The following is a 17,596-nucleotide window of genomic DNA, read 5'->3' on the forward strand; positions in this document are numbered from 1 at the left end:
TGCAACTGATAGATCAATGGATGGATAAATACAGCTTTTCATCCATTCTCACGCTTGAAACACCCATTTGACAGTAATTTTTCGTCACCTTTTAACAGCAATACATTCAATCTCAACAGCTGCATTCCGTGGCAAAGACCTTACTTCAATTGTACTCCTAGATGGAAAACTCGTATGAAAATATTGGCTATAGATTTTATTGACGGTTTCAAACTGTTTTATATCTGCCAAAAAGATCGTTGTTTTGGTAATATGCTGAAAATCGGATTGATTATTTTCTAAAATAATCTTTAGATTTTCCATGATCTGAACCATTTGTTCTTCAATTCCATTTTTTAACGTGTTGGTTTTTTGATCCAAGCCAATTTGCCCCGAAACAAAAATCAAATTACCATAACTCGTAGAATGACTATATGGCCCTATTGCTTCTGGTAAACCGTTATGTTTTACTGCTACAATGTGTTTTGTTGTACTACAGGAAAACAATGTTAGGGTTATAAAAAATAATATAAATCTCTGCATTTCAATTGATTTAATATAAATAAAAGGAGGTTAGCTTTTTAGACTAACCTCATACTATGATTATCTATTTTTTAACGAAGTTCAATAATTCGGTATTAAATTTTTCCAATTCTTCGATAAAGAGCGCATGACCGCTTTTTTCGAAAGGAACTAAAGTTGAGTTTTTAAGCAAAATATTCATTTGTTCCGCAAGATCGTAAGAGCAGATTTTATCCAACTTACCGTGCAAGATCAAAGTAGGAATTGTTATTTTTTTCAAATCGTTATGCAAATCGCTATCTCTCAGAGTTTTCAATCCCTCAGCCATTGCATAAGGCGATGCCTGAGCCTGGATACCTCCTAACCATGCACCATGGCCTTGGGAAACGCTGGTCTCATTGGCTGGAAATATCTTACCAAATGTGGCGAATAGTTCCGGACGGTTGGTGTTGTTTAGATTGATCAGTCCATTGACATCTTCCTTGGTCCATAAACCATAATTAAAGTCTGCGCGTTTTGTCCAGATCGGTGCTGCTGCCCCAAATAAAGCCATTTTTGAAACGTGGGCCGCATTGTATTTGGCCACATAGTGAATCACTGTAGCCCCACCCATTGAAAATCCACCGATTGTAGCATTTTTAACATCCAATTTGTCCAAAACAACCTTGATATCATCTGCGAATACATCATAATTATATTTGCCTCCCGGTTTATCAGATAACCCGAATCCTCTTAAAGTGATACCAATCACACGATATCCTTTTTGAATAAAATCGGCATATTGATATTCATACATGGCGTCACTCAATGGCCACCCATGAATCAAAACAATAGGCTCTCCCTCACCAAGGTCGGTCACGTGAAGTTTCACATTTTTCTCTACTTCAATATATTCTTCTCTCCCAAAGGATGCAGGTGTTCTTTTAGTTTGTGATAAAACTGTATTTGAAATTAATGTTGTAAATAATACGACTGCTAAAATTAAATTTTTCATAATTTTTAAATATTTATTATTATTGTTTATTCTTTTTAATAGTACAAAGTTGCTCTTATTCATCAGGCCTTACAATGGACACTCTTCGCTTTGAATTGCACTTTTTGCCCAGTTATTTTTATTCTTTTATAAATGATAGAATGTCCTGGTTGATTACGTCAGCATTGATGGTAGGCATACCGTGAGAATAACCCGGATAAATGATCAGTTGGCTATTTTTAAAAAGTTCTGCAGCCTTTACTGCCGTCGTTTGATAAGGCACGATTTGATCATCATCACCGTGGAGTACCAAAACAGGTATTTCTATACTTTTTAGGTCTTCTGTAAAATCGGTTTCAGAAAAGACTTTGATACAGTCATATTGTGCCTTGATACCACCCATCATCCCCTGTCTCCACCAATTGCCCTGTATTCCTTTTTTAATGACAGCATCTTCTCTATTGTAACCGTAGAAAGGCACTGTAAGATCCTGATAGAATTGCTGTCTGTTATGAAGTGTATTATAGCGGATATCGTCAAAAACTGCAAGCGGTACCCCGTCAGGATTATTGACATCTGCAATCATATAAGGTGTAATTGCACTTATTAAAACCACTTTGGATACGCGATTTTTCCCATATTGGGCAGCATATCTTATCGCTTCGCCACCACCAGTTGAATGACCTACATGGATAACACCTTTTAGATCCAGGTACTCTACCAATTCTGCAACATCCGCTGCATACGTGTCCATGTCATTACCCTTATAGGTTTGAGTCGATCTTCCGTGCCCTCTTCTGTCATGGGAAATAACTCTAAATCCTTTTTCCAGAAAGAACATCATCTGAGCATCCCAGTCATCGGATGACAATGGCCATCCATGGTGAAAAAATATCGGTTGTCCTTCACCTAAGTCTTTGAAATAAATTTCTGTTCCATCTTTTACTGTAAACTTGTTCATGTCTTTACTATTTAATTGTTGTTGTTATTGTTTTCTTTTGTTGTTGCAAAGTTGGGGTAATTTCGAAGGCACATCAATGGATGGTTTTCGCTTTGAATTGCACTTTTTGCCCAAACCGATATTAGTAGCATTATGAACAGTATATTTTAGGATAATAAAGGTGTAAATATGAAAAAGCACAACCGATTGGGGTTGTGCTTGTATTGGATATGAGAAAGATATCTGCTCTAAAACTGCTTTCTAAAGCTGGTTGGGGACATTCCCGTGTGTTTGGTAAAAAAGCGGACAAAATAGGCGTCGTCCTCGTAATTCAATGTGTAGGCAATCTCTTTAACACTCATTGTAGTATGTGCTAAAAGACGTTTACTTTCAAGTATAATACGGTTTTTTATAATTTCATTTGGTGTGTCTTTACTAACCATACTTATTTTTTTACTTAGATTTTTTGGCGTAATACAAAGCAAATCAGCATAATCAGCTACAGTATGGAGAGTCTTGAAATGCTGTTCTACCAATTTGCTGAATTTCCGTAGAAATTGGACATCGGCCTGCTGTATATTGTCCGCCAGGTGATGATGCTGCTTCCAAATGCGCGTAGATTTAAGAATGATCAGTTTTAACAATGTCCTCAGCATTTCTTCTGTGCCAGAATCTTCATTTTTCAATTCGAACTGAATATCACTGATGATCTTTTGGATCTCAGCAGACTGTTCTTTATTTAAATTTATGAATGGAATTTCAAACACATTGTTATACAGGATACCATCGCATGCAACTTCATGATCATGAATTTCCACACAATAAAAATCCTTGTTAAAATGCATCAATTGCCCCCTAATAGTTTCACAGGGCTTTAAAATCACATGGGGATTAATAAATAGTAAGGTGTCTGTTTTCATTTCAATCTCCTCGAAATCCACTTGGATAATAGCTTTTTGTGGAATAAACAGGACTTTGATATGTTCGTTAATTTTACTGAGGGAATCGTTTTGAGCGGAGGATTTGCTAAATTCTAAATTGCCAAATTTTTTGAATGAAAATTCCTTTATCATTTTAATGATTTAAGATTGCTATGTAGATATACTTAATTAAAAGTCTACTGTAAAAATAGGGATTAATATAATAAGGCATTGTAATAATTACTTATAAATAAAAGCTATAAGTGATTTCTAAGATAGTACATTAAACTAAAACCCTCCAGCTAGATTCCGTTGTACAATACAAAATGAATTACCTTCAGGATCCAGAAGAACAACATAGTCTGCATCCTGTTCATAATTCCATCCTTTTACCTTTGAAGCACCAATACCAAGAAGCCGTTCCACCTCCTTATTCTGGTTATCGGTTATCAGATCTATATGGTGTCTCTTGGGTTCTTCAGAGCTTGTTACTTTTAATGGATAACTGGATTCCATCACCGTCTTTCGGTACTAGAATGGCAAAGTCTGCTTCGGGTTCATATTTCATTTTATAATCTAATGCCTCACTCCAAAAGGCAATTGCCCTATCCAGATCTACTACACCCCAAACGATTGATAATATTTTTAAATCCATGTCTGCATTTTTTAAAAAATTGCACAAATATTCCTGTCAAAAATATTTTTTTGACCTGCTACTTTTCATCTTCTTTATAACAAAATAATTATGCTTCGTCTTTGGTATTTTTGACAAGACCTATCCCAGAAAAAAAGAATATCAGTCCGAGAACCCCGATTACACCTAATGTTGTATAAGCCGAGCTTTTATTAATCAATTCATATCCTGTATAAATTAAACCTGCGATTCCTAAAACAGTCAGTATTGTTCCAAATGTGCGTTTAACGTTCATAACAGTAATTTTTTGATGTTAAATAATAGTATTCTATAATCAGTTAATTGAGTCAATATCTTTTAGATTATCAACACAGCCTCAAAACAGTTTTCAGGTATTCAGGTAAACTGTAAGATGAGGTTCAAAAAAACTATATTCCGAACTTTGACAATAGAGATATTTCCATTCTCTATCTTTTTAATTCATTAACTACATCATATGATTAACATTCATTCGGTTAAAAAAATTGCAAAAATTAAGCCGTTTGGATAAAAATATTACTTTGACTGATTGAAAAAAACGTTTCTACGAGTGTTATAACTAAATTAGGCTTCCATAGAAGGACTGTATCCAATTTTTAAATGTAAGACTATAAGTACTTTGAGGTATAGATCTTATTGTTTTCAATCTTACTTCTCAGTAATGCAGAAACCCGGACTCTAATAGAAATTGTATCTGATTCTGAAAACAAATTATTATAGTAATAATTTCCATACGCTTCCCACCACCAAAGAGTATCTTCCCTTAAGATAAATAAGATTAACGGTTGCATTAAGTTTTAATGCATTGCTAAACAGCCTAAGTACCGATCCTGGAGAATAAATTTGATAAGTAGGTTCACTTCCCTGCATGTTCTTCTTCAAATTAAATGACATCAAAGTTATTGCTATTTTATCATATAAAAAATCACATCATACATAGTATTTAAACTATTCATTGCAACAGCATCCCACTTTTGAAACCCAATCAACCAGAAAGTTAAAATTCGTTAATTTCAACTAGTATATAATAATTATTTGTGAGATTTGTTATGAAAATAAAATATATTAATATGAAAAATTTAAAAAAGCTTAAAAAAGCAGAATTAAAAACAATCGTTGGCGGATCAGATTGTACCAGGTTATGTTTTATCAATGATAAATTAACATGCGTTCCGTACAGTTCATGTGGCGGCACAGGACTTGAGCCATAAAAAAATTAATAACCTGTTTTTCAAATACATATTTCCAGACATTTTCAATGTTTTAGTAAACTTCTGAAAAACAGGTTATTATCTTATACAAAAAACATCCCCACACTCCTAAGAATCAAGAACTAATCTAATTGTCAGATTAATCCGCTCTTTCATGGGCACTATACCCAGTCGCTCCTATGTCTCACCTTTCCACATGTCGCTGGTAAGAAATTTCCATGTTCCTTCAAGCCCTTTTTTAAAACCACGACCTACTCCTTAGATAAACTTTTTGTCATCCAAAAGGAAGGATATTCTCCACTAGGTGTATTTGAAAAGTCTTCAAAATGCGCTAAAAGCTTATTAATCCTGCAAAATTAGATTTTTGCAGGATTTTTTTGAACGAGAAAATTCAGATTTTTCAAATAAATTCGTAAACTTTGATTTTCATTTCTGGATGAAGCTTTTGGGCCACTTGGATAGTATTGATATAGATAAAGGTTATATCTGATACATTTAAAATATATTGTCTCTATTATTAACAGAAGAAATCGAGCCCTATTTTTTTCATGAGTCCTAAATACTAATATATTTTTTGAGTACTTCAACAAGGTCTGTCTTTCTTAAAGGTTTGGGAAGGAAATCATTCATTCCGGCTTCAAGGCACTTTTCTTTTTCGCCCAGGACATTTCCTGCTGTAACGCCTATGATAGGGATATGTTCGTATCCCGGCAGCAATCTGATATTTCGGGTTGCATCAATACCACTCATTATCGGCATCTGCACATCCATCATGATAATGGAAAACTGCTTTTTCTTACATTCCTCCAAAGCCTGCAGCCCATTGACCGCTTCCGTTAAAAGTATATTGGGAGCAAGAGACTTCATCATTCTATTATTCAGAACCATATTCACTACGTTATCATCAACCAGAAGCACTTCTAATTCTGAGGCAAATGAATGCGAAACTTTCTCAGACTGATCCTTATTAATTTCTACTGCAAAACTTTGGTCTACCTTTTTTAAAGTTTTGTATAGATCATGTGATTTGATGGGTTTCAACAGTAAATGTGCATTTTCTATTTTCCTGACTGAATTAAGGATGCTAAGTTCTTCGGAAGAAGAAGAAAGTACTATAAACGGGGAAGTCTCTTTTCGCTCATTAAACAACCCTGTTATTTTATCTATTGTTTCCAATCCGGACATAAGAGGCATATGATAATCCATCAGGATCACATCGAACCGCTCACCTTTCAACAGGATCTCTAAGGCTTCCATTCCATTAGAAGCCAAGGTAGACTTTATATTTTTATAGGTAAGCATATGCTCAAGAATGATTCTGTTGGTTTCATTATCATCAACCACTAAGGCCGTTTGAATACTAATTTCCTCTTCCTCTCTCAATTGAGGGATTTCGTAAGGAATCTCAATGTCAAAGAAAAATACAGAACCTATTTCCTTTGTGCTGCTCAGCGACAAATGGCTTCCCATATATCCCAGGATATTGTTCGAGATCGTAAGGCCCAGACCTGTACCACCATATTGTTTACTGATTGAACTATTTTCCTGAGTAAAGGCATCAAAAATATACTTTTGTTTCTCAACAGGGATACCGATCCCCGTATCTCTTACCGAGAAGCGCAAAGCAATAGTATTATCATCCATGCGCAATTTCTCCACCTTTAGCTCGATCTCTCCTTTTTCTGTGAATTTCACAGCATTCCCCAGAAGATTGATCAGGATCTGTTTTAACCTTCCTTCATCCATAAAAAGTATTTTTGGAAGACCCGGCTCGATATTGAGAAGAAGTTCGATATCTTTTTTCTGAGATTGATAAATAATAACATTTATAACCTGGCTCAACATATCATAAACATCGCATTTTTCAATTAAAAGCTCCAATTTTCCGGATTCTATTTTTGAAAAATCCAAAATATCATTGATGATGCTAAGCAGGTTTTCCCCTGACTCATTGATGTAATTCAAATATTGCTTCTGTGTTTCATTCAGTGGTGTGGTGAGGAGAAGATCTGAAAAACCAATAACTCCGTTTAAAGGAGTTCTGATCTCGTGACTCATATTGGCCAGAAATTCAGATTTTGCTTTGCTGGCTGTATCAGCTGCTTCCTTGGCATTTTTCAGTTCTTCATTTATCTGCACAGCATTTGTGATATTCTGGATGGAAATAATTACACCCCCTACTTCATCTTTTGTAAGATACCAGGGACCTACTTTAAGATCGTAATGCTGAATTTCTTCTTTTCCTTCCACCTTTAGCATAAAGTCACTGTTGATGTACGTTTTTCCCAAAAGCGCATTGTCATAGATATCTTTTCGTTCTTTGGGAATATTAGGTGATATCGCAAAAAGGTTATTACCGATAAGATCTACATTATTCATACTAAATTCCTCTCTCCATCTGCTGCTTACAGCAACATAGTTAAGATCTTTATCAAACATCGCCAAAGGAACAGGCACATCAGTGGCAAAAGACTTCATTATAGCCTCCTTCCGGGTAGCCTCCAGAAACATTTTTTTGAAGGCATCAATGTCCTGAATGATTCCGAAAACCCTTTTACAGGTATCATCTTCAAATTCGGGAATGCCTTTTACTCTTACCCAAATCGTAACCCCATCATTACGCAGAAGCTGAAGCTCCTCATCAAAAGGAATTCCCTGTTGTATTGCCTTGTTAAAAAGATATTTTATTCTCTCCCTGCTTTTTCCTTTGTAAAATTCAAAGGCGCTTTCGAAAGTAGGCTGGAGATCATCTTTTAGTTTGTGAATTTCTCTTGTACTTTGAGACCAGAAGAGCTTTCCTGTCTTCATATTGGCTTCCCATCCTCCCACCTGGGCAACTGAGCTTGTTTCCTCAAGCATTTCCTTCGTATAAAACAGATCTTTTTCTAACCTGCCGCGCCGGATAAGGTCAGATTTTAGTTGTATATAAACAAAAATAGTTACACCAATAGCAGCAATGGCAGAAAAGACGATGAACAACACGGTGCTATTGGAAGACTTGTTCAAATCTTCATTTTTTATGGCAAGTTGAACTTCCTCATGTTTTACAAATTTCTGAACGAGCATACGGCATCTGTCCATAGCCTCCTTGTTTTGTACAAGTTCTTCCGGACTCATTACTATTCCCTTTTTCCGATTCTCAATAAATAAAACATATTCCTTCATCACCATTTCTGAAGTATGTAGCAATTCATTGAGGACATTAATCTGATCTTTATTTCTAAGATTCAGTCGATCTTTATCAGAAACAAGCAGCGGATATTCCTCCCTACTTTTATTGAAAGGTTCAAGAAAATCTTCCCGTCCGGTAAGCTGATATCCCCGATTTCCCGTTTCAGCATCTAGAAGAATGTTTAAAATATCTTTTGCTAAGCTTATAGATTCCTTACTTTTTAAGAAGTCTTCCCTATTCTCCATCTGCTTATGTATGCTTATGTAAGATGCTATGGAACTAGCAATCAGAAGTATCAAAGAAATCACTACCCCTATTTGAAGATTTCTTATAATTTTTTTCGGCATTGAATAGTATTTTTGTAATAAAATACTAAAAATAGGTCATTTTATAATATTAACAAATTAATTTAAAAATTTGTCAGCAGATATTGAAAAATGGGTATAATTTAAGTCGTTTAAAGATAGAGATACCTTTCATGAATGTCTTAATTTAAATACTAAGAATCCATAAATACATACTCATCATTTACCGTATCGATAAGCTGGTCAGAATTAATATTCCTTGAAAAAATGGGATAATGAAAACGATCCAGTTTATTAAGAATACGTATAAGATCCATCTTCTCATAATAAGTGAGATTTCCTGCAACGATATTGGTAGCTTGCCGGATTTTTTCCATTTGATTTTCTAAGATCTGCAATCCTCTTCCGGTAATACGGATTAATTTACTGCGTTTGTCTAACTCATAATCTGTCTGTTCCACAAGTCCCTGCCGTAAAAGCCTGGCTATAATAAGCATACCTACAGGCTTATCATGGATATTTCTTTTGATAAGAGCCATTTTTGTCATCTCTCCAAAAGCCTTAAGATTTATCAGATAAATAAAGTCTTCCTGCGTAGAAAATTCAGAATCTGAGATAGCTGATTTCGAGTAGGTTTTTGCATATCGGTTAAGATGAACAAGCAATGTACTTATGGCACTTTCTGCTGTTCTTCCGTTCTCTTTACCTTCCCAATAAGGTTCTTCGAAATGTTCTTCACGATGAACATTCTCCTTGTTAGAAATCCAATCCTTAAACCCCTGAATAGTTTCCGGATACAAACCGGGAGAGGTACGAATTTCTGTTTCAAATTCCTGCAGCAAGTCAATAGAATCTTTAATAAGCTTGTAATCCATTTTAATTAAAATAGTTTACAAATATACCTAATTTTAGATTATAATTGTTCCCTGATCATATAAAATAAGAACAATTTTGCAACGAATTCAGAATGATAATTTCCTTATTCTGAATTCTTAAAATCTTTTATACGGCATAAAACTTGTTGAGAATAAATAATTATAATAATTGTTATGGACCGAATAGAAAGCCAACCATTACATTTAAAAAACGATAAAAAAATAATTGATAAATATTTCAATTTGGTTATTAAAAAGGAATTGAATATTGATGTCAATGCCAGCACTGAATATGTAGTGGTTCAGAATATTGTTTCAAAAAAATTAATTCTTGTCAAAACATTTTCGGACAGCACCATAGAAAATCCATCATTGTATCTTTTATTATCTTCTTTAATTCAGCAAATCAACACCTGTTCGTTAACGAAAAGACAGATTATTACAGTACTAGAAAAAAAATAAAAAATCTCTCAACGTTTTGTTTTGAGAGATTTTATTGATGAACTATTGGGTATCTGTTATGCAGGTTCTTGTATATGTTTTGCTACCATTGCTTCAAGATCATCCAGGTTAAATGGTTTTGAAACATAATCATCGGCACGGGCTTCTGATGCCAAAGCCACAATATCATTATTCGCTGTAACATAAATTACCGGAATGTGTTTAAATGCTTCTGTACTTTTAAGAAGTTTTGTAGCTTCTACACCTCCAATTTTTGGAATCCAGTTATCCATCAAAATAACATCCGGCTGATAATCTTCTACTTTCTCAAGAATATCATGTGATGTTTCGGAAATTCTGACTTCATATCCGTTTTCTTCAAATATAATGGTGATTACTTCTAAAATAGCTGTATCATCATCAAAAATTAAAATTTTCTTTTTACTCATATTATTTATATTCTTACATTATAACTGTTTTATATAACTCGCTAAAGTATCAGGCGTGATAATTAAATCATAATCAATTTCTTCTATAGCATGTCTGGGCATATAGTCTACTTCTGCGGTTTTTGGATCCTGAATCCAGACTTTTCCGTTATGCTTTTTGATATATCCTAACCCTTCCACTCCATCAGCATTAGCCCCTGATAAAAGGATACCAATCACATTTTCGCCATAGATCTCTGCTGCAGATCTGAATGTCACATCTATAGAAGGACGGGAATAATTCATTTTTTCGGAGCTATCTAATGACATATTTTTATTATTCTCAAACAATAAATGATAATCAGCAGGAACAATATATACTTTATTTTCTTCCAGTTCTGTTTTATCTTCAACCTCCACAACAGCTATTCTGGTAAACTGCTGCAGTAATGTCCTAAGAATATCTCCAGATTGTGCCTTACGGTGAATCACCAATATTATGGGAATATGAATTTTATTATCCAGATTTTTAATCATTTCAATAATAACCTGCAGACTTCCCGCAGATCCTCCGATAACAATTAATTTCATATTGGTTTGTGAGTTCATCGCAGTAAATTAATGGTGGTCAATTTTCTTCCAGATCTTCTGGTCTTCCATCTGATGATAATTTTTGTCAATAGTAGAAAACCGAAGAGTCTCTTTTGCTCCCAGCGCAAGAAAGCCCAAATTCTCCAGGCTATTATCAAAAAGCCTGAATACTCTTTCCTGAAGATCTCTGTCAAAATAAATCAGGACATTTCTGCATACAATCAGTTGAAAGCTATTAAAAGAACTGTCTGATACAAGATTGTGAGTTGATAAAATTAATTTTTCCTGCAGGCTTTTATCAAACCTTACGCTATCGTAATTGGCTGTATAATAATCAGAAAAATCTTTTATACCTCCGGAAAGCATATAGTTTTCCGAATAAAGTTTCATTTGCTGTAAAGGAAAAATACCTGCTCTTGCTGTTTCAAGAACTGCGGGATTAAGGTCAGTACCATAAATCAAAGACTTATTATAAAGACCTGCTTCTTTGAGCAGAATAGCAATAGAATAAGCCTCCTCTCCAGTTGAGCAGCCTGCAATCCAGATTCTGATTAACGGATAAGTGCCTAACTGAGGTAATATTTTCTCCCGTAAGGTTTTAAAAAAAGAGGGATCTCTGAACATTTCCGTAACATTCACTGTAACTTCCTCTACAAAGCGTTTTAAATATTCAACATCATTTATAATGGTATATCTGAGCTCTGCAAAGCTTGTAAACCTGTCCAAGAGGCATATACGGTTAACTCTTCTTTTAAAAGAAGCTCTGCTGTAGCCAGAAAAATCATAGCCATACAGATCATAAACATCTCTGATGAGATATTCTATTTCTTCATCTTTTACGATACTTGGTTCCAGCATCTATGAAATTTTTTCTATTGCCATTATTAAAAGATCTACATCAATCGGTTTTGAAATATAATCATCTGCTCCTGCTTCCAAGCATTTCTGACGGTCTTCAGGCATTGCCTGTGCAGTGACCGCAATTACAGGGACATGTTTGATTTCTGAAGTATTTCTTATCATCCTGACTGCTTCATAGCCATCTATTCCCGGCATCATCATGTCCATCAGAACAATATAAGACTGGGGACCAGATTTCAGGATGTCTAAAGCCTCCTGAGCCATTGTACAGGATTCAACTGTATACCCACGCGCTTTAAGAGTTAATTTCAATGCAAATATGTTGCGTGGATCATCATCCACGATTAAGATTTTCTTATTCATCAGAATTTTATCTGTTTAACTTTCATACAACCAAACACGAAGAAGTGATAATAACTGATCAATATCTACTGGTTTTGAGATATAGTCTGAAGCTCCTGCTGTAATGCATTTTTCACGTTCTCCAATCATAGATTTGGCAGTAATGGCTATAATAGGCAGCTTTTTAAATGCCTGCATTTTTCTTAATTCCTTAATGGTTTCATAACCATCCATTTCCGGCATCATCATATCCATCAAAACCACATCTACATCTGGATTCTGGTTTATTTGTTCCAGAGCGTGTTTCCCATCCATCGCCACAATTACTTCAACTTTATACTTTTCCAGGGCTTTGGTTAAAGAAAAAATATTGCGTACATCATCATCAGTAATCAATATTTTTTTACCACTCAAAACTTCCGTTAAAGAACCCAGCATTCGGCCTCTGTTATTTTCAGCTGAACCATTTTTCTCTTCTACCAGATGTAAGAATAACCCTACTTCATCCAACACTCTCTGATAAGAATGTGCTGTTTTTACGACAATGGAATCGGCATACTGTTTTATTTTAAGCTCTTCTTCTTTAGATAAATGGTGTTCAGTAAAGATAATGATCGGAAGATTCTCCAGTCCTTCATAACTTTTAATGGACTCAATGATATGGTAATCATTTCCTTTTGCACTTCCAACATCCAGAATTACACAATCAACCAGGTTTGAAGTCAATGCTTTTACACTATCTTCAACAGTATGTTCCACGGATAAAGAAATATTAAAATTACTCAGAAAATAGGATAATGCATTGGCATGTTTGGCATTTTCTTCAACAATCAAAACTTTTTGAGGCCCTTTTTGTAATGCTTCTTCAATTTTCCTGAACACATCTGTCATTCTATCAATCGCTACCGGCTTATTGATAAAATCAACAGCTCCTTTCATAAGACTTTCTTTTTTCACATGCAGGGCAGACATCATGTGGACCGGAATATGCTTCACATAAGGATCCGACTTCAATTCATCCATTACTGCCCAACCATCTTTTACAGGAAGCTGAACATCCAATAAAATGGCATGAGGGTGATATTGCTGAGCTGCTGAAAGAGCATAATCTCCTCTTACCACCACAATACCTTTATAGTCTTGTAAATGAGCATATTTTAATAAAGCTTTTGCAAAATTAGTATCATCTTCAATAATAAGGATAACCTTATCCCCATCCTGAATATTCTCTCTGTCATCCTCTACATCATCAGGAATTTTCAGCGTGTTCAACGGAACAACTTCCCCCTCATCAAGAATGTTCTGAATTTCTTCAACATCTTCACGGATAATCTCTACCAGATCCTGATCGGTTTCGGAATGAGCAATTTCCGTTACTGGAAGTACAGGAATAGTAAAACTGAATTCACTGCCTTTATTCACTTCACTTTTCAGAGCCAATTCACCTCCTAAAAGCCTTGCAATTTCACGACTTATTGAAAGTCCGAGTCCGGTACCTCCAAATTTCCTTTTTGTAGATCCATCAGCCTGCTGAAAAGCTTCAAAGATAATTTTTTGTTTATCTTCTGCAATTCCGATACCTGTATCTTTTACTGAAAATATAATAAATTCAGGCTTTTCCAAATGCTTTTTGATATGAAGATCAATGCTTCCTTTTGTTGTAAATTTTAAGGCATTAGACAATAGATTTCTTAAAACCTGATCAATTCGGAGACGGTCACTTTCAATCACTTTCTGGACGTTTGAATCTATCTGAATATTGAATGGAAGCATTTTCTCCTGAAATACAGGACTGAAAAGGTTTTTCAGATCTTTTACGATGTCTTCAATAACCACCTCCTGATATTCCAGGGTCATTTTGCCGGATTCTATTTTTGCGAGGTCAAGAATTTCATCTATTAACGTCAATAAACTTGTTCCTGAACTTTGAATAACTTTAGCAGATTCTACCTGATCTTCATTAAGGTTTTCCTCCGGATTTTCTGCCATTAACCTTGATAAAAGAAGGATTGAATTAAGAGGGGTACGTAATTCATGGGACATATTGGCCAGAAATTCAGACTTGTACTTGGTGCTGAGTGCCAGCTCCTCTACTTTTTTCTGAATCTCATTATTCCGTTCTGCAATTAAATGATTTTTTTCTTCCAGCAATCGTGAACGTTCTTCCAGTTCCGCATTGGCCTGCATTAATTCTTCCTGCTGTACTTTTAATTCTTCTTCAGAGGCCTGAAGTTTTTGGGTCTGAGCTTCCAGTTCAGTATTGAGATTTTCAAGTTCAGAGTGCTGTACCTGTAATTCTTCAGACTGTGCCTGGGTTTCTTCCAGGAGCTGTTGTTCTTTTTCTCTTCCTTTCGCAGAATTCAGAGCAATTCCTATATTCACAGAACAATCTTCAAAATAGCTGATTCGGTCTTCATCAAAATTAGAGGTAGATCCCAATTCAATAACTCCTATTGCATGTCCATCTGCGAAAACCGGTATCAGAACTATTCCATAGATCTTAATGGTACTGCTGGCAAAAGTTACTACAAAATCATCTTCATGAAGATTATTGTATACCTGCGTTTTAGCATTCATGAAAGCCTGCCCTACCATTCCCTCTCCGGGATCAAAGCTTCTTTTCATATTGGCTTCTAACCCAAATGCTTTATTAAGCCTTAGAACACCTTCATCAAAAAGATATAATGAACCATTGATGCAATTTCCATATTCAATCAACTGATGTAAAGCTTTATCAGAAACTTCCTTTACCGATTTATTTCCTACAAGGGATTCATTCATTAAAGCAAGTCCTTTCTGACGCCAGTCGCTTTTATTAATTTTATCAAAAGATATTTTAAGGGATTCGGTCATGTGATTAAGAGATTCCACAAGGTCTCCGAGATCATCCTCTGCATTATCTACTGCTTTTTCACTATAATCACCATTGGCCACTCTGTTTGCTATTTTTTGAATAGCACTTACACGCCTTGTCATTTCCTGATCTTTATCTCTCAGCATTTTCTCAAGTTCATCTCTCCGGATGAGATCTGCACGCATTTTAAAATAGAAGAATGCAGTTACCACCACTGCTGCCAGTGCAGAAAAAACAATGAACAAGACTGTTGTTTCTGATGAACGTGCTAAATCTTTATTTTTGATTTCAACCTGATTCTCTTCATATTGTACAAAATCTCTTACAATTTTACGGCACTCGTCCATATAAGCTTTACCTGTAACAATCTGCTGCTGGGTCATCACAATTCCTCTTCGTCTGTTTTCCACCAAATTTTCCAGATTATCAATCACTTGGCCGACTGCTATTTTTAATCCTGTCAGTCTTTCCTGTTGGTTCTTATCCTTTACTACAAGTGATTCTGCCAGGACCAAAGCTTTAGAATATTCTCTTAGTCCACGCTTGTATGGCTCCAGAAAGTCTTCCCTCCCGGTAAGCTGATACCCTCTGTTTCCTGTTTCCGCATCCAGCAGGGCTACCAGGACATCTTTAACTGCTGTTACAGAACGTCTGCTTTGGGAAAGGCTTTCACGATGGCTCATCTGATTCTGAATACTCCAGTATGAGGCCACTGAGCTGGCTATTAAAATCAGAAGTGAAAGACCTATTCCAAATTGAAGATTTCGTATAATTTTTTTCGGCATGAAAATTAATTTAAAGGTAGGGTAAAATAAAATGTAGATCCCTCATCTACAATACTTGAAACGCCAACATTTCCATGATGCTGCTTAATGATTTCAGCGCAGATAAACAGGCCGATTCCCATTCCCTGGAACTGCAATGAAGATTCTTCTACACGATAGAATTTTTTGAATACTGCATCCTGTTTAAAATCAGGGATTCCAATCCCAAAATCAGTCACATTTACTCTTACTTCCTGGGCTTCATCATCTACAAAAGTGGTCACAATCACCTGGTTATTCTTCGGGGAATATTTAATAGCATTCGTGAGAAAGTTAATCAGTACCTGCTCGATACGGATCTCATCCAACGGAATTAAAATATCTGGTTTTGTTCCGTGACGATCAATTCTAACCTCCCGTTCATCATGAGTCTGTAATATTGTTTCAACTGCATTACTGATTACACTTTCAAGATTAACCGGCTTTTTATTAATCTTCAGTTTTCCATTTTCAATTTTCGATACGTCCAGGAGATCAGTGATAAGGGTATTTAACTTTTCAATCTGGCCCTGAACTTTTGTAACAAATCCTGCTTCCGGACTTTCTTTATCTAATTTCAGCTTTCTTTCCAATAGCTGAACGTATGCTTTAATACTGGTTAAAGGAGTTTTTAATTCATGGCTTGCAATGCTTAAAAATTCATCTTTTTCCTTTTCCACTTTTTTCTGATCATCAATATCAGTAAAGGTTCCCACCCAGTTTTTGATACGATTTTCATCATATACCGGAGTTATTCTCAGCAAATGATAACGGTAATTACCTGAAAATATATTTTTAATTCTGATCTCTAATTCGAGAGCTTTTCCTTTTTTTCTACATCGCTGCAATTCTTCTATGATATCATGATCATCAGGATGCGTTTCAGGAAAAACCTTTTCCTCTTCAGAATACTGATACCATTTACCATTAACAAAATCAACGATTCCGTCTTCATTAAGTGTAAATGCAATCTGAGGAAGTGACTCCAGCATCAGATGAAAATGATCGATCTGAGATTTCATGGTAACCTGAGATTCGCGTCTTCCTTTCACTTCAAGTTCAAGATTCTGCTGTGTTTTTTTCATCTCAAGATTTTTCTCCTGAAGATTATAGAATGTTTTTACTTTAAGCAAAAGAATTTCAGGATCTACCGGCTTGGTTACATAATCTTTACCCCCCGAAGCGTAACCCTGGGTTATAAATTTTTTATCTGTATTGACAGCGGATAAAAATATAATAGGAACATCTTTAGTTTTGCTGTAATCTGCAAGTGTTTCCGCAACTTCAAAGCCATCCATATCCGGCATCTGAACATCTAAAATAATTAAGGCATAGTCATTCTTCAGTGCTTTACCAAGAGCCTCTTCACCAGAGCCGGCTGTTTCTACCTGAAAATCTTTAGATTCGAGTAATTTTTGAAGTGAATAAAGGTTACTTTGGTTGTCATCAACAATTAAAATCATAGGAATTAAAATCAATAATTAGTTACGGATACTTTAGCTTCAAAAATACTCACAATATTTCGAAAAGCAGTAATTTTTAAAGGATAATCCTTAAGAATTCCATACCACATTTTACATGAAAAAAAATCCCTTGCACAGGGATTGGGATTGTTGATCATATTTTAGGAAAAACGTTCAAAATTTCAGAAAAAACACCCTGTAAAAAACAATATACCGGATGAATACCGATGAAAACATTCTCTA

18 protein-coding genes are annotated in these 17,596 nt (G+C 35.2%); 2 read left to right on the forward strand and 16 right to left on the reverse strand.

Translation table 11 applies throughout. The features are described from left to right. Positions 1-84 precede the first annotated feature (84 nt). The 8 genes from ODR02_RS08210 to ODR02_RS08245 form a co-directional block, all read right to left on the reverse strand. Positions 85-522 (reverse strand): Rid family detoxifying hydrolase, encoded by a 438-nt coding sequence (locus ODR02_RS08210; RefSeq protein WP_209784549.1) that lies wholly within the window; start codon positions 520-522, stop codon positions 85-87. A gap of 64 nt (positions 523-586) precedes the next feature. Further along, on the reverse strand, positions 587-1,495 hold the full coding sequence (locus ODR02_RS08215) for an alpha/beta fold hydrolase (RefSeq protein WP_309512100.1): 909 nt from the start codon (positions 1,493-1,495) through the stop codon (positions 587-589). Positions 1,496-1,613: 118 nt separating this feature from the next. After that, complete coding sequence (locus ODR02_RS08220; RefSeq protein ID WP_309512101.1) at positions 1,614-2,435, reverse strand: alpha/beta fold hydrolase; 822 nt, start codon at positions 2,433-2,435, stop codon at positions 1,614-1,616. Between the two features lie 227 nt (positions 2,436-2,662). Next, positions 2,663-3,487, reverse strand: a complete 825-nt coding sequence (locus ODR02_RS08225; RefSeq protein ID WP_309512102.1) for a helix-turn-helix domain-containing protein — start codon at positions 3,485-3,487, stop codon at positions 2,663-2,665. A 135-nt stretch (positions 3,488-3,622) separates the two neighbouring features. Next, the gene (locus ODR02_RS08230) at positions 3,623-3,850 is read right to left on the reverse strand and encodes a VOC family protein (RefSeq protein ID WP_209784553.1); all 228 of its coding nucleotides are present in this window, start codon (positions 3,848-3,850) and stop codon (positions 3,623-3,625) included. Continuing rightward, positions 3,813-3,989 (reverse strand): VOC family protein, encoded by a 177-nt coding sequence (locus tag ODR02_RS08235; protein ID WP_209784554.1) that lies wholly within the window; start codon positions 3,987-3,989, stop codon positions 3,813-3,815. The genes ODR02_RS08230 and ODR02_RS08235 overlap by 38 nt, the downstream gene beginning before the upstream one ends. 88 nt (positions 3,990-4,077) lie before the next feature. Next, positions 4,078-4,263 (reverse strand): hypothetical protein, encoded by a 186-nt coding sequence (locus tag ODR02_RS08240; protein WP_047433500.1) that lies wholly within the window; start codon positions 4,261-4,263, stop codon positions 4,078-4,080. A gap of 458 nt (positions 4,264-4,721) precedes the next feature. Next, positions 4,722-4,904, reverse strand: coding sequence for a hypothetical protein (locus ODR02_RS08245; protein WP_331835295.1), 183 nt, complete (start codon positions 4,902-4,904; stop codon positions 4,722-4,724). A 173-nt stretch (positions 4,905-5,077) separates the two neighbouring features. Between ODR02_RS08245 and ODR02_RS08250 the strand changes: the two genes are divergently transcribed. Further along, the gene (locus tag ODR02_RS08250; RefSeq protein ID WP_309512103.1) at positions 5,078-5,218 is read left to right on the forward strand and encodes a bacteriocin-like protein; all 141 of its coding nucleotides are present in this window, start codon (positions 5,078-5,080) and stop codon (positions 5,216-5,218) included. A gap of 555 nt (positions 5,219-5,773) precedes the next feature. On the opposite strand, the gene ODR02_RS08255 is transcribed toward ODR02_RS08250, so the two are convergent. Both ODR02_RS08255 and ODR02_RS08260 read right to left on the reverse strand, forming a co-directional pair. Further along, the gene (locus ODR02_RS08255; RefSeq protein ID WP_309512104.1) at positions 5,774-8,737 is read right to left on the reverse strand and encodes a response regulator; all 2,964 of its coding nucleotides are present in this window, start codon (positions 8,735-8,737) and stop codon (positions 5,774-5,776) included. Between the two features lie 152 nt (positions 8,738-8,889). Then, positions 8,890-9,570 carry a MarR family winged helix-turn-helix transcriptional regulator gene (locus ODR02_RS08260; RefSeq protein WP_309512105.1) on the reverse strand — a complete coding sequence of 227 codons (681 nt, stop codon included), beginning with the start codon at positions 9,568-9,570 and terminating at the stop codon, positions 8,890-8,892. A 174-nt stretch (positions 9,571-9,744) separates the two neighbouring features. Between ODR02_RS08260 and ODR02_RS08265 the strand changes: the two genes are divergently transcribed. Beyond that, the gene (locus ODR02_RS08265; protein ID WP_209784558.1) at positions 9,745-10,032 is read left to right on the forward strand and encodes a hypothetical protein; all 288 of its coding nucleotides are present in this window, start codon (positions 9,745-9,747) and stop codon (positions 10,030-10,032) included. A gap of 56 nt (positions 10,033-10,088) precedes the next feature. On the opposite strand, the gene ODR02_RS08270 is transcribed toward ODR02_RS08265, so the two are convergent. Genes ODR02_RS08270 through ODR02_RS08295 form a run of 6 tightly spaced genes read right to left on the reverse strand, consistent with a single transcriptional unit; the run spans position 10,089 to position 17,353 of the window. Continuing rightward, the gene (locus tag ODR02_RS08270) at positions 10,089-10,460 is read right to left on the reverse strand and encodes a response regulator (RefSeq protein WP_209784559.1); all 372 of its coding nucleotides are present in this window, start codon (positions 10,458-10,460) and stop codon (positions 10,089-10,091) included. Between the two features lie 18 nt (positions 10,461-10,478). After that, a complete protein-coding gene (locus ODR02_RS08275; protein WP_245169710.1) occupies positions 10,479-11,030 on the reverse strand; it encodes a chemotaxis protein CheB in 552 nt (183 codons plus the stop codon). A gap of 27 nt (positions 11,031-11,057) precedes the next feature. Further along, on the reverse strand, positions 11,058-11,888 hold the full coding sequence (locus tag ODR02_RS08280) for a CheR family methyltransferase (RefSeq protein ID WP_209784561.1): 831 nt from the start codon (positions 11,886-11,888) through the stop codon (positions 11,058-11,060). Continuing rightward, complete coding sequence (locus tag ODR02_RS08285) at positions 11,889-12,254, reverse strand: response regulator (RefSeq protein WP_309512106.1); 366 nt, start codon at positions 12,252-12,254, stop codon at positions 11,889-11,891. Positions 12,255-12,269: 15 nt separating this feature from the next. Continuing rightward, positions 12,270-15,872, reverse strand: coding sequence for a response regulator (locus ODR02_RS08290; RefSeq protein WP_309512107.1), 3,603 nt, complete (start codon positions 15,870-15,872; stop codon positions 12,270-12,272). A gap of 5 nt (positions 15,873-15,877) precedes the next feature. Continuing rightward, complete coding sequence (locus tag ODR02_RS08295) at positions 15,878-17,353, reverse strand: hybrid sensor histidine kinase/response regulator (RefSeq protein ID WP_209784564.1); 1,476 nt, start codon at positions 17,351-17,353, stop codon at positions 15,878-15,880. Positions 17,354-17,596 lie beyond the last annotated feature (243 nt).

Source organism: Chryseobacterium sp. CFS2, from assembly GCF_036543225.1.
GTDB lineage: Bacteria > Bacteroidota > Bacteroidia > Flavobacteriales > Weeksellaceae > Chryseobacterium > Chryseobacterium culicis_A.